This window comes from Pseudoalteromonas sp. ABV4_021, assembly GCF_056159365.1.
On sequence record NZ_JBSWVB010000001.1, the window covers coordinates 1,287,960 to 1,302,202 of the forward strand.

Genomic DNA, 14,243 nt, shown 5'->3' on the forward strand with positions numbered 1-14,243 from the left:
TTAAACCACCAGCAGATACGAGATTAGTGCACCATAAACTCGGCTCTTTCAAAATATGTGGTTTAGCGCGCTAAATACTCGTTGTCGTAAAAGGTTCTTACCCAATGAGGGCGATAAATAATTAACACCGTCATTGCCATGCCGTTGATGGTGGCTTCTGGAAACCAGATAAGGCTTGCTAAAAAAGTGTAATTATCAAGTAATGTTTGCCAATCATAGTGGCCAGAAAAATAATGATAGCCTGTCATTAAGCCAATATGAAACACGGCGGTAAGGCCAGCGCCTAAAAAGCTATTAACAAAGATATAAACAAATAAATGGCGGGTAATGTATTGGTAGCACAATAAAAACAGTGCGTAGCTAAACAAAATAGGCAAAAGCGAGGTAAATAGGGCATAGCTGCCAATTTGCTCAAACGGTACTAAACCAAGGCCTAACTGTAAACTATGGCTAAGCGCTGCAGTGAGAATTGCAAGGCGAGGACCAAGCGTTAACGTTACACCGGTCAGTGCTAAAACGTGAATATCAAGACCGGGATAAAGCCCAGCCTTGAGTGACCAAAAGCCAACTAACATTAGACTGATGGCGAGCACGCTTCGCTGCACAACTTGATTTGATAAAAGAATCTGACGCGTGGACGCATTCAGTGATTTAATCACTGCAATTGCAAATAACAACAAACAGGTTAATTCAGCTAAATCAAATTGCACAGGGTTACCTACCAATTGACTCGGTTAAATATCGAATGTTGCCCAAATTGGCGCGTGATCTGAAGGCTTTTCAATGCCGCGCAGCTCGTAATCAATATCTGATTCGATGCATTTTGCTGCAAGTGCTTTGGTTGCTAGCACAACATCAATACGCAGACCGCGGTTATCATCAAAGCCTTTAGAACGGTAGTCAAACCACGAGTACTTTTCTGTGGCGTCTGGCGTTAATGCTCTGAAGGTATCAACAAATCCCCAATCGAGCAGGCGAGCAAGCCATTCGCGTTCTTCTGGTTGGAATGAACATTTACCGGTTTTTAGCCAGCGTTTACGATTATGCTCACCAATACCGATATCTAAATCGAGAGGTGAAATATTAATATCACCCATTACGATAATTTGCTCTTCAGGATCATGACTTGCTAAATAAGTCATTAAATCGAGATAGAACTGACGTTTGTATGGGAATTTAGTTTCGTGGGCAATGTTGTCACCCTGCGGGAAGTAGCCGTTTAAAATTTTAACCGGATTACCGTTTTTATCTGCTACTGTCGCAATAATCATGCGTTTTTGCGATTCTTCAGTATCGGTCGGAAAGCCTTTTTCAATTGCGATTGGCGCTTGTTTAGTAAGAACCGCCACGCCGTAATGGGCTTTTTGACCATGAAATGCAACGTGATATCCCATCGCTTCAACATCTTCGATAGGGAAAGCTTCATCATGTACTTTAATTTCTTGCAGACCAATTACGTCAGGCTGATGCTTGTCGATAACCGCTTGTAGTTGATGCAAACGAGCACGTAAGCCGTTTATATTAAAACTGATAACTTTCATTGTTCACCTTGTTATCCACATCTGAGATTAGTGCGCACTAGTCTAACAAAAAACAAGCGTATCACGTTAGCTTTTTACTCTTTCATAGTCAGCCGCTTTTATTTAAATTAATATAAGGTAAACCAATTAGTTAGTTTGTTCTTAAAATGCTGCATATTATTCAATCAAACCGTATGGAAGCGCTTCAGCTTCACTTATCTCAGTCGCTGATGCACAGCCCCACCCCGAGCATTTTTGATAAAGAACAAGTATTGGTGCAATCACCCGGTATGGCGCAGTGGCTAAAGGTGTTGATTGCCGAGCAGCATGGTGTCACAGGGCAAATCGATTATGTGTTGCCTTCAAGTTATATTTGGCGTTTATACCAAAACTTATTGTCAGATGTGCCACAAGAATCATCATTCAACAAAAATAATATGGCGTGGAAGCTATTTAATATTTTACCGAGTTGTTTAGAACAAACGGAATTTGCACTACTAAAACAGTACTTGGTAGATACGCAAACTGCGCTTGATAACGATACGCGATTATTTAGTTTGTGCGAAAAAATTGCCGATGCCTTTGACCAATATTTAATGTATCGACCAGCCTGGCTAGAGAGTTGGCAGCAGGGCGACGACGAACTTGCCGATGTCGATATATCAATTGCACCGTGGCAGCCCATATTATGGCGAAAACTTGTTGAGCATACGAAAACACTTGGGCAAAACCCATATCACCGTGCGAATCTGCATCAAGATTTAATTGCATGCCTAAGCCAAAATGCAATTAACTTATCTCATCAAAATTTATACATATTTGGCTTGTCTGCCATTCCCAGTCAGCAACTTGAAGTGTTTCAGGCATTAGCCGAGCATATTGATGTGTACATTTATTTGTGTAACCCAAGTAAACACTACTGGGGTGACGTGGTTGATGAAAAAACCAAAGCGAAAATTATTGCCAATTATGACGTTAAACCAAATATTGATGCCGAAGGCGAGGATTATTACATTGTAGGTAATCCACTTTTGGCATCATGGGGTAAACTAGGGCGTGAATATTTAGAGCAGCTGGTGGAATTAGATGCACAGTGGACGGACATATTTATTGAAGCGTTTGATGAGAATTTACTGGGTCAATTACAACAGGAAATTTTTGAATTAGCGTTTAAAGGCGTGCCGCTTGCTAGTGACCCAACTTGGTTTGTATCAGATGAAGGCAAGTTAACTTATAGTGAAAACAAAGGCTATTCGTCATTTCAGTTTGCGCGCTGTCATAATGCACTTAGAGAAGTAGAAGCGCTGCACGACCATTTGTTGAACTTATTTAGTGCTGACGAAAGCTTATCGCCGCGCGATATTATTGTGATGATGCCGGATTCGGGCCAGTATAGCCCATATATTGAAGCGGTATTCGGCAGTGCAAAAGACAACCGTTATATTCCATTTGCGATTTCTGACTTAGGTGTTGAGCAAGAAAAACCAATCGTGAACAGCTTTATCAAACTCGCCGATTTAGGCGCTTGCCGTTTTTACGTATCTGATATTCTGGACTTATTACAAGTGGACGAAATCTCAGCAAAGTTTGAAATTTCGAGCGAAGAACTTAATCAAATTGGTTATTGGTTAGAGCAGGTTAATATTCGCTGGGGCATTGATGGCGAACATAAGGGGGAATTTAACCAACCAAAAATTGCCATTAACAGTTGGCGACAAGGGTTATCGCGCTTAATACTGGGGTTTGCCAGCAAAGACGAAAACACCGAATTTAACCAGTTATTTGCCGCCGATCAGGTTGAAGGCATGGCGGTTGAAACGCTGGCTAAATTAATTCGCTTTTTTGATGCACTTGAACAAACACAAAAAGAGTTAAAAACCAGTGGCAACTTAGCTGATAAAGTAAAGCAGTTGCAACAACTTACAATGCGCTTTTACGCAAGTGATGTAAGCCAAAATAACGACTTAGGCTATGTGCAAAAAGCGCTCGAACACGTTTTACAGCACTTTGAAAACAATGATCATACTGGCGCGGTATCGCAAGTGCTCATGGTGCATATTCTCAAGCAGCAGCTGATGCAAAAAGGGGTTGGCCAGCGCTTCTTTATGGGCCAGGTAAACTTTTGTACTTTAATGCCCATGCGTGCAGTCCCCTTTAAAGTGGTGTGTATTTTAGGCTTAAATGATGGCGATTATCCGCGCAGTGTGCAGCCACTGGGTTTTGATTTACTTCAGCACAGCAAACCACAAAAAGGTGACCGTTCACGTAAAATGGACGACCGTTACTTGTTTTTAGAAGCAATTTTAAGTGCCCGTGAACATGTGTATTTAAGCTATATCGGTAATTCGTGTGTGGATAATTCTGAGCGTTTACCTAGTGTGTTAGTCAGTGAACTAACAGACTATTTATCCCGTGTGTTTGAGCACGATAAGGGTAAACTTATTGAATCATTAACGGTTAGCCACTACTTGCAGCCGTTTAACCCTGCGTATTATCAACAATCGCACCTGCAAAGCTATAACCCGATTTGGTTACCAAAACCAACGCTAGCAACGGGTCAAAACGAACCGTTAGTTGCAGATATCGACACACAGGTTGATTTAGCGCTGTTTATTCAGCAATTACTTGCACCACAGCAATCGTTTTATCGCTCCACCATTGGTGCGCGATTAGGCGACTATCAATTTAATAATCAAGATGACGAAACTTTTGCCTTAGACGGTTTAACGCGTTACCGCTATTTGCAAGAAATTATCGAGCGCGATTATCTCAGTAATGCCCCTAATTTAGCGGCAATTATTGCAAGGGGCGATTTACCGCAAGGAGCGGGTGCCGAGTTGGCGTTTGATAACATGGTGAATACTGCAGAGCCTTTGTTGATGGAGTTAAAACGCAATCAGATTATTACGGGTGATGAAACACCAATTGAGCCAAAACGTGTAGATTTGTCCCTATCAATGCTGAAAATAAGTGGTGCATTAAAACCTGTATCTTTGGCGACGCAATATTTGTATCGTCCTACAGCTAAATTAAAAGCAAAAGATAAAATTGCTGGGTATTTATATCACCTAGCGGGCTCAGCCAGTGGCGATGTAAACAGCACCGTGTTTTTATCTCTTGATGGCTATATTGAATACCAGCAACTGAACCAAGACGAGGCATTAACTCAGCTTGAAAAATGGGGCGAGCTTTACCTCAGTATGTTTACTCGGCCGTTGCCACTGTTTGCGACGACTGGATTTAGCTATTTACAAAAACGCGAATTTGCCGCGGCAGAAAACACATTCTCAGGTGCTTCGTTTGTTGGTCAAAACGAATTAAGCGACCCGTATATTGCACTTGATTTTACCTCCCTAGAAAGTGTCGCTGACGAGTTTATTGAATTAACCGAAACCTATCTTGCACCGATAGACGCCATTATTACGGAGCATAAATATGCAAAATCTTAAACCTATGGCGATGCCGCTGTGCGGCGCAAACTTAATTGAGGCAAGCGCGGGTACCGGTAAAACGTATACCATCACAGCACTATATTTACGGTTACTACTTGGCTTTACCCAACAGGGCAAACGTACAACGCCGCTCAGTATTGAACAGATTTTAGTTGTAACGTTTACCGAAGCGGCCACCGCGGAAATTAAAGACAGGGTAAGGCAGCGTTTAATTACCTTGCGTGACACACTGCTAGGTAAAGAAACCAATGATCAGGTAGTTAACGAGTTAGTAAGCCAAATAGATGATAGCCACAGTGCGTTTTATCAAATCGACAGTGCAGTTAAATCGCTCGATGATGCCGCCATTTTTACGATTCATGGTTTTTGTCAACGTATGCTGAAACAACATGCGTTTGAATCTGGAATGGCGTTTAATTTGCAATTTATTATGGATCAGAGTGAATTGCTTGAGACCGCGATTAAAGATTTTTGGCGTCAGTTTGTTTTTCCACTTGAAAAGCAAAGCTACGCGGCCGTAACCAGCTGTTTTTCATCACCGGATGTATTGCTTAAAAATTTATTTGGATTATTGAGCCGCACAGGCGTTGAAATTACGCCGCATTATACCTTTGAGCAAGCGCTTTCGTTACAGGCGGCGCTTTATGAGACTACAAGTACGCTTAAACAGCAGATCTTAGCGCAAGAGTTTATCGGCTTTATTGAAAACACGCCGTTTAAAAAATCAAAGCCCATCGCGAGCAGCAAAAACTTAGCATTATTAAATGCCTATTGCCAAAGTGATGAGGTCATTTTTGAAGGCGCATCAAAACGTTCGTTTGAGATATGGGGTGAGCAAGCATTTGCAGATAAAGGCAATTATTTAAAAGATAAACCTCCGGTTAGCCATCAACTAGCAACCTTATTTGATGAAGCGGCAACGCTAAAAGCGCAGGCCGAAGCAGCATTGCCAGTGTCGATTTTAATTAGTGCGTATCACTACCTTGTTGATTGGTTACTCAGTGAAAAACAAAAGCATCAGCTGATTAATCCGGATGACTTATTACAAAATTTAAGTTTAGCGCTTGAAACTAACACAAGTGGTGAGCTGGCGAATGCAATTTTAAGCCAGTACCCAGTGGCACTAATTGATGAATTCCAAGATACCGATCCTATTCAATACGGTATATTTGCCAATATTTATTTAACCAATAACAGCGTATCGAATAACGACAACGCATTGATTATGATTGGCGATCCTAAGCAGGCTATTTATGGATTTCGTGGCGCTGATATTTTTACCTACATTGACGCCAAGCGCCAAGTACCGCTAGAAAGCCATTACACACTGGATACTAACTATCGTTCATCGCAACAAATTGTCGATGGTGTAAACAGTATTTTCGCTAACAAAGACGATAGTTTTATTTTTAATAAAGACATTCCATTTAGCAAAGTAAACGCGTTTGGTAAAAGCAGCGAGTCGGGATTATTTGTTAACGAAGAAAGTAAGTCGGGTATCCATTTTTGTGTCTTAGATGAACTTGATGACACCGTAGCAAAAGGGCAAGGGGATAATCACCTTGCCAATATTTGCGCCTCGCAAATTGCCGAACTATTAATTGATGCGGCAGCGGGGCGTGCCAAATTGGAAGGTGAAGCGTTAAAGGCAAACGATATCGCGGTACTCGTAAGGGATCGCAACCAAGCAAATTCAATTAAAAGCGCTCTTTATAAATGTGGTGTTGCCAGTGTATTTTTATCACGTGATAGTGTGTTTGAAACGCCACTAGCCAGTCATTTATTGACCTTTCTTTCAGCGCTTATTACCCCCTACAATGAAGCGATTTTCCGTGGCGTTTTAGTGGCTCCGTTGTTTGCGCTAAATTATTCACAAGTGCATGCTTTAACACAAAATACCAATGCATGGGAAGAAACCTTAGAACACTTTGCCGAGCTAAAATTGTTATTACAACAAAAAGGTGTAATGGCGGTGATTGAATCGCTGGTCGAGTTAAATGCACTTCCGAGTCGTTGGCAGCAAAAAGGCTGGGACGTACCACGCTTGCTAACAGATATTCGTCATTTAGGTGAATTACTACAACAAAAACAGCTGGCGCTGAACAGTTATCATCGTTTGCTGCATTGGCTCTATGACCAAATTACTAAGTTCGCGGCGGAAGGTTCGCAACTGCGCCTAGAAACCGATCAACAACTGGTGAACATTGTAACCATGCACGGCTCAAAAGGGCTGGAATATCCTGTTGTGTATATGCCGTTTGTTGCAAGCTTTAGAGAAAATAACGATGCGGTTTATCATAAAGACGATGGCACACTTATTTATGACTTAGCGCCCGACGATGACGCGAAAGTGCTGGCAAGTAAAGAAAACCTTGCTGAGGACTTGCGCCTTTTATATGTTGCGCTAACGCGTGCAGTACATTATTTAGTGGTGGGTTTATACAACTGTAAAGATGGCCGCAGTAAAACCCCAGGTATTGCAAAAACGCCTTTAGGACATCTGCTACTTGATAAAGACGATATTGATACCGGACATGACTGGTATAACCAACTGCGTGGATTTTGCGATAGCCATACTGGTTTAAGCGCGTCACTTTATAGTGCGCCCAAATCGCCCGTAGTGTTGCCTCAGGCAGAAACCACGTTTGATCAGTTAATGGTTAAGCAAAAAACACAAAGCGTACCAAACAAATGGCGACTTTCGAGTTTTTCATCATTAACTAAGTCTTCTCATGGCGATAGTAGCTCGTTTGATTACAAACAAGGTGCCAACGATGAAATGCATTTACTCGATTGGCAGGAGAGCACTACTGCAATCGTACAAAATGAGTTTAGCTTTCCAAAAGGCGCCAATGCTGGTAGTTGCTTACACGCGATTATGGAAGAAATTGATTTTAACGCTGCTGAACAGCCAGTTTTCGAGCAAAAAGAGCCACTTGCAGATGTAGTGGAAAAGCAGTTACTCGCATATCAAATAGATGATGGTTGGCAGGAGGTTGTTGAAAACTGGATTAAACAGTTATTAGCTAAGCCATTAGCGCCACTTGCCATATCAATGGAACAGTTAGATATGACGCAGTGCCTAATCGAAATGGAGTTTATGCTGCCAGTAAACGAATTAGTGACCCGCAAACTTAACGATATTTTGTTAACACAGAGTCGCGACCATTTTACACCGCTTACAAGCGCTACCATAAGCGGCATGCTGAAAGGTTTTATCGATTTAATCTTTTGTTTTGATGGCCGTTACTTTGTGCTTGATTATAAGTCGAATTATTTAGGTGATAGCGGTGAGGACTACAATCAAGACAATATGGAAACGGTGATGAGTTCACATCACTACCATTTGCAATATTTACTCTACACGGTAGCGTTGCACCGTTTGTTAAAACAACGCATTGCTAATTACGACATTCACACCCATTTAGGGGGCAGCCTTTACTTATTTATGCGCGGTATGCCAACTGGTAATGGCGTGTATTACAAAGCACCCGATATTGAGCAAGTGCTTGCATTAGATAGCTTATTTGATAAGGGGACATTCAATGCGTGAACTACTTATTGAATATGACAAAATCGATCAGTTTGACCTTAATCTGGCGAGCATATTAGTACCAGATAGCGATTCTAAAATATTTTACCTAGTACTGTTATTAAGCCGTGCGGTGCGCTCTCAGCACTCATGTTTACCGCTTGAAAGCATTGATAAAGACGACCCGTTTAATCTTGCTCTCACTGAATATGGTAAAAAGCAGTCGCCATTTACAAGTGATGATGACTTTTGTGAACTTTTGCAGGCACACCAAAGCGTAGGGGAGCAACAGCCACTTCGTTTGTTTGCAAAACACCTGTATTTTGCTCGCTATGATGATTATGAGCGTGAATTTGTAGAGGCGGTAAAGGCGAGAAATACACTTGGTACTACCCTCGATTTAACTGAGTTGGGTAATTTGCTGTCGCATTATTTTAAAAACTCAGGGGCCCTTGATTGGCAAAAAGTGGCCTGCGCCGTAGCCTGTTTAAAACGTTTTTGTATTATTTCTGGTGGACCGGGTACAGGTAAAACCACCACAGTAACTAAATTGTTGGCAATTTTACAATCGCTCTACAGCAAGGTACCACTAAAAGTGCAACTTGTTGCGCCAACGGGCAAAGCAGCGGCGAGGCTGAGTGAATCGATTGCCGGTGCAAAGCAACACTTGAATATTGATTCGCAAATTGCAAAGCATATTCCAGACACAGCACAAACCTTGCACCGTTTGTTGGGGGTGATCCATTTATCTAACAAGTTTCGCCACAATCGACAAAACCCGCTCGACGTGGACTTAGTGATTTTAGATGAAGCCTCGATGGTTGATTTAGCCATGTTAGCTAAACTATTTAATGCATTACCAAGTCATGCGCGGGTTATTTTATTAGGTGATAAAGACCAATTATCGTCGGTTGATACGGGTAATGTACTGTCAGATTTATGTCGCCCATTAACGTTAGGTGTCGATCATAATTACACACCAGAGATGGCAAAAGCCCTTGCGCGGCTACTTAATATGCCAATGAATGCGGCAAAACCAACCTCTTATGAGCTCAATGACAACCTTGCTTATTTGCAAGTTAGCCATCGTTTTAAAACCGACAGCGGCATAGGGCGATTGGCAAAAGCGGTTAATAGCAATGATTTGAATGCTCTGAATGAGGTATATCGCTCAAACAGCGCAGATTTGATGTTTAGCTCGCTTGAAACTGATTTTAAGGGATTTATTGACCGCGCAGCCGAGCACTACAGTGTTTACCTAAAAGCAATACGCAATGGCGACAGCATTTGCGACATTCATTTAGCGTTCGCAAACTACCAAGTCCTGTGTGCAACGCGTGTTGGGCCGTATGGTACCAACGAGCTTAATATGAAAATCGAAAAACAGCTTGGCCAGCAGCAGTTAATTAAACGTACCGGTAATTTTTATATTGGTATGCCAATTATGATCAGCGAAAACAATTACCAGCTTAATTTATTTAACGGTGATATTGGCATTATCATCGAAGACGAAAACGGTCGATTGATGGCGAGCTTTATTGACGACCAAGGTGCTGAACGCGTGATTTCAACAACCCGTTTACCGCAATTTGATACTGTTTATGCAATGACAATTCATAAATCGCAAGGCTCTGAGTTCAAACATGTTGCTATGCTACTACCGGTTAATTCACCGGTACTTAATCGACAATTGGTATACACGGGTATTACGCGTGCGAAAGAATCGTTTGAATTGGTGTCGTTAGCGGGCGGCTTAGAGCGCGCTATGGCACGCACGGTATCGAGATACTCTGGTCTGTATGCGCGTTTTCAACGTAGTGAATTCTAGATAGAAAAAGCGCAGGCTTTGACTCGAACTGGCGACTTATGACCTACTTTTTTTTGAAAGTAAGTCGCTAACAGCAAAGTTAACGGTAAATATCGTTTAAAGTTTTATCTGATAGGTCGATAGCAAGTTAGGAGCGAGGGTAAAAAGGAACACGAAGGCATATTAAAACTTGGTAACGATTATGCATAATCTAACTAAGTATGCCAAACAGGTATGTTGGTATAACACCGATACTACTATGAGGGTTCTATTATGATTAGTCGTGAATATTGTAAAGCATTAGAGTTAAAAGTTTTTAAAACGTCTAAACAGGTACGCAGCTTAAAAGGGCAGTTGTTCTTTTTTCGATTACTTTCAATGGTATTCATGATGTTGTTTATTATTGGCAACATCAATTAGCAAGACGAATATGACGTTAATACTCGAGTTAATGGTTTGAGTTTTCGTTAATGGTGTTCACGCTAACGCGTCATTTTCTTAACGAAAACTACCACAAATAGGGCTAACGAAAAGCTGCCGCAAAAAGCTTCAACAGCGGCAATGAATCGGGAATAGCCTAGGGGCGTTATGTCGCCATATCCCAAAGTTGTGAAAGTTACTACGCTAAAGTAAAGGCTGTTTACCAGCGCCATTAAATTTTCTTGCGTGTTTTGCGTTGAACTGAACTGAATTGTGTCGCCGTTAAAGTTTACGCCAAATGTGAAGTAACCTAGTGCACACAGCAGAATCAGCATCATCGAAAAGAAAATAACGTTCACAGGGCGTTCGCCATAGCCGCAAAGTATATCGAAAAACTTAGACGCAATGCGATGCTTTGAAAATTTCGGGTATTGATGCCTGCGCATTATCAGTACTTTATGATTAAACTTGCCTGATAGCTCTAACAGTCCTTGATTCTCTGCGGCATTTCGAAGATCGCGATAGATTTCTTCAGATTGTTCAAAATAATCCAGTGCTTTGTCACTATCGTTTTCTTTTTCAGCTTTTCGCGCGAGATTTTCTTGTAATAAGGTGTGGCCTAATTTCATATTATCGATACGTGCACCGACTAGTTTAATGCCAAGCAGGTTTGTTCCCTCTAATTTGGCGCAATGCAAATTAGCATCACGTAAATCGGCTTTCATCAGTGAGGCATCTCGAATACAGGTGTTGTAAAGATGCGCGTTTTGCATATTTGCGCGATAAAAGTTGCTGTACGATAGGTCGAAATTTTCATCGTGGTGATTGACTAGGTTAAGTCCGGTAAGGTCGGCTCGTTTTAGCTGTAAGCCTTTTAATAAACCGCCGCGCTTGGCATAGCGCTCTAATTTTTCAGTTAATGCTAAGCCACTTTTATCGTATTTTTGATCGTGCCAAAAACAATAGCCGCCACCCATATCAAGCTCACGACATTGCTCGTTTTCAGGCGATACATATTTACATTTTGGTGCATTGCTCATAGATCAAAAATATCAGATATTGAATTCTTTAAGCCTAGCACTTAGCGAAGGTTTTGCTAATTTGATTGTGAATAAAGTTTAGCTAACTTATTGTATTCAAACTTAAGATCTTCAAGTCGTTTTGCATGTTGACGAGGCAGTGCCATACCTTCAACCAAGCGAAAATTACTGCGACATTTTTCCAAAATAACATCGGCTGCTTGATTTGCTCGAGGCAAAAGCTGTAATAGGGCTTGCAGCAAGTTAAGTGCGCTACCGGTATTCATTGGTGCGTATTTAAGTGCCATTTCAAATTGCTCAATAGCGTTTTGAAAATCGCCTTTTTTATACAACTCGATGCCACGTACATTATGCTGTTCAAACTCGGTCTGATGATTTGCAAGTGACTCGTTACGTTCTTGTAGTTGTTTAAGGGTTTGCCCATCGCACTCATTCAGCTCTTTGTATTTTTCAAGCTGCGCGTTGGCATCGTCAAATTCACCTAAATCAAACAGCGCCATAACAGAATCAGGCAATACCGAACTACTTAATGATTGTTCAGCAATATAAGGCGCTATCATTTTCTTTGCATCTAAAAAATCGCCTTCACTGACACTTAATCGCGCTTCGCAAAACGTATTAAACTCTTTAAACAACGTATGTTGCTCGGTAACGGTAGGGTCGTTTTGTGCTTGACGTAAACTACTTTTAATTTGGGTACTTAGGTCGGCTTTTTCCTCTTTTGAGTTAGCCAAATGGAGTTGGCTGAACATGGCACGGATGTAGTTAAACTGATAATCAATATGCGCAAAAGCAGTGCCTTTAGACATAGCAAGTAAGGTGCCGTGTGCTTTAATAAGCGCCTCAAGATCGTTGTTTGCTTGTGCAATTTCTGCGAAGTTTTTTTGCCTTGCAAATGAATGAGGCGAAATATTACAACTTTGCTCGATAAGAAAAATCGACTCTTTACCTTGGTCAATATGATTTAAACACAAAGCTTTAATATCTAATGCATCGATATTAAAGCGGTTTTGACCGAGTAGCTCGTCACAAATACGGATTGCTTTGTCGTATTGTGCCAAAAACATGCAAGTTTGTGCCATATAAGTTAATGCCCAAGTGGGCCGTGCAGTGGCTAAAATATTACCAAGTAATTCAAAGGCATTTTGGTATTGTCCTAAATCAAAGTAGATCTGACAGGCACGTTTATAACAAAATTGAGCATTACGCGGTCTCTCTTTGGCGATCTTTAAGTAAATTTGTACTGCGGCTTCTAGTTGGCCGTCTTCGATTGCCTGATTCGCGCCAAAAAAGAGCTTCTTTTTATTAGAGAGCTTACTTAAGCGTGTTTTTAACATGCCACTTGAAAACGGCTTAATTAAATAATCGTCAGGCTCAATTTCAAGTACCGACAAAACAACTGAGCGAGTACTTTCCCCTGTAACTAAAATGGAAATACTGTGGCGAGATAATTTGTTTAAATACTTAAGCTCTTCTAAAAACTGTTTACCATTTCGGCCTTGTCCAAGGTTATAATCGATAAACACAATATCAACAGAATCTTTGTCAATTTTATTAAGCGCGGCTTCGCCGGAATCGTAAAATGAGACATTATTGGCACCCAGTTGTATCAACATACCTTTAAGCAGTTGTTGGAACGATTTCTGGTCATCAATAATTAAAATGGACTTATCTTTGAGTGGATTTTCGCTGTTTTGACTCATTTATATACAGATTAGCGCTAGATTCTTATAACTATAGCAAGTTAACCACAATAGAAAATAATGTCGATCAAATATCAGTTAAAACGTAGTAAAAATCGTAAAACACTCGCTATAAAAATTAAAGCAAAAGAAGTATTTGTTTATGCTCCTATGCATTTAAAACAAGACTTTATTGAACAATGGTTAATGCAAAAACAAGGTTGGATTAATAAGCACTTAGAAAAGCAGATTAAACGTGTTGATGCAGCGTCGGTATTAACGCAAAAAACACTTTCTATTTTAGGTGAAGAGATCAATTTAATATTTGTAGAAGGGCAGGTAAAAAGTAACGTTGAATTAGTTGACGGGGTACTGTCTATTAATACATCGCGACGTGTAAAAAATGTAAGTGATAAGCAGCTGGCATTAATCGCTGATTTTGCAAAAAATAAACTTACTAATTATTGCAGCGCCAAGGCGCAGCGATTGGCTAAACAAATCAACGAGTCATTTCACAGTGTAAGTGTTAAACATGTGCGCAGTCGTTGGGGCGCATGTGATTCGAAACGCCGATTACAATTTAATTTACAGCTAGTATGTGCACCATTATGGGTAATTGAATATGTTGTTGCACATGAGGTAGCGCATTTAAAAGTAATGGATCATAGCCGTAGGTTTTGGCAAGCGGTTGAGAGCATCTATCCAGATTATCGAAAAGCTGAAAACTGGCTTAAAGAAAACGGATATAAATTGGATATTTTTAAACTTGAGTAGAGTTAGATGAACTTCA

General features: G+C 40.8%; 8 protein-coding genes. 4 read left to right on the forward strand and 4 right to left on the reverse strand.

Features of this window, described 5'->3' with window-relative positions; all coding sequences use genetic code 11:
- Nucleotides 1–62: 62 nt before the first annotated feature.
- Both ACXAFE_RS06125 and xthA read right to left on the reverse strand, forming a co-directional pair.
- The gene (locus ACXAFE_RS06125) at nt 63–710 is read right to left on the reverse strand and encodes a hypothetical protein (protein ID WP_475150089.1); all 648 of its coding nucleotides are present in this window, start codon (nt 708–710) and stop codon (nt 63–65) included.
- Between the two features lie 24 nt (nt 711–734).
- On the reverse strand, nt 735–1,541 hold the full coding sequence (gene xthA / locus ACXAFE_RS06130) for an exodeoxyribonuclease III (protein ID WP_475150091.1): 807 nt from the start codon (nt 1,539–1,541) through the stop codon (nt 735–737).
- Between the two features lie 146 nt (nt 1,542–1,687).
- Between xthA and recC the strand changes: the two genes are divergently transcribed.
- From recC to recD, 3 genes are read left to right on the forward strand one after another with little or no spacing between them, the layout of a single operon-like run.
- The gene (gene recC, locus ACXAFE_RS06135; protein WP_475150097.1) at nt 1,688–4,969 is read left to right on the forward strand and encodes an exodeoxyribonuclease V subunit gamma; all 3,282 of its coding nucleotides are present in this window, start codon (nt 1,688–1,690) and stop codon (nt 4,967–4,969) included.
- Nucleotides 4,956–8,525 (forward strand): exodeoxyribonuclease V subunit beta, encoded by a 3,570-nt coding sequence (recB, locus tag ACXAFE_RS06140; protein ID WP_475150099.1) that lies wholly within the window; start codon nt 4,956–4,958, stop codon nt 8,523–8,525. Before recC ends, recB begins: the two co-directional genes overlap by 14 nt.
- Nucleotides 8,518–10,332 (forward strand): exodeoxyribonuclease V subunit alpha, encoded by a 1,815-nt coding sequence (gene recD / locus ACXAFE_RS06145; protein WP_475150102.1) that lies wholly within the window; start codon nt 8,518–8,520, stop codon nt 10,330–10,332. Before recB ends, recD begins: the two co-directional genes overlap by 8 nt.
- A gap of 461 nt (nt 10,333–10,793) precedes the next feature.
- Here recD and ACXAFE_RS06150 read toward each other — a convergent pair whose 3' ends face one another.
- Nucleotides 10,794–11,771 (reverse strand): pentapeptide repeat-containing protein, encoded by a 978-nt coding sequence (locus tag ACXAFE_RS06150; RefSeq protein ID WP_475150104.1) that lies wholly within the window; start codon nt 11,769–11,771, stop codon nt 10,794–10,796.
- A 56-nt stretch (nt 11,772–11,827) separates the two neighbouring features.
- Nucleotides 11,828–13,474 carry a response regulator gene (locus ACXAFE_RS06155; protein WP_475150107.1) on the reverse strand — a complete coding sequence of 549 codons (1,647 nt, stop codon included), beginning with the start codon at nt 13,472–13,474 and terminating at the stop codon, nt 11,828–11,830.
- Between the two features lie 60 nt (nt 13,475–13,534).
- On the opposite strand from ACXAFE_RS06155, the gene ACXAFE_RS06160 reads away from it, so the two are divergent.
- Nucleotides 13,535–14,227, forward strand: a complete 693-nt coding sequence (locus tag ACXAFE_RS06160) for a M48 family metallopeptidase (protein ID WP_475150109.1) — start codon at nt 13,535–13,537, stop codon at nt 14,225–14,227.
- Nucleotides 14,228–14,243 lie beyond the last annotated feature (16 nt).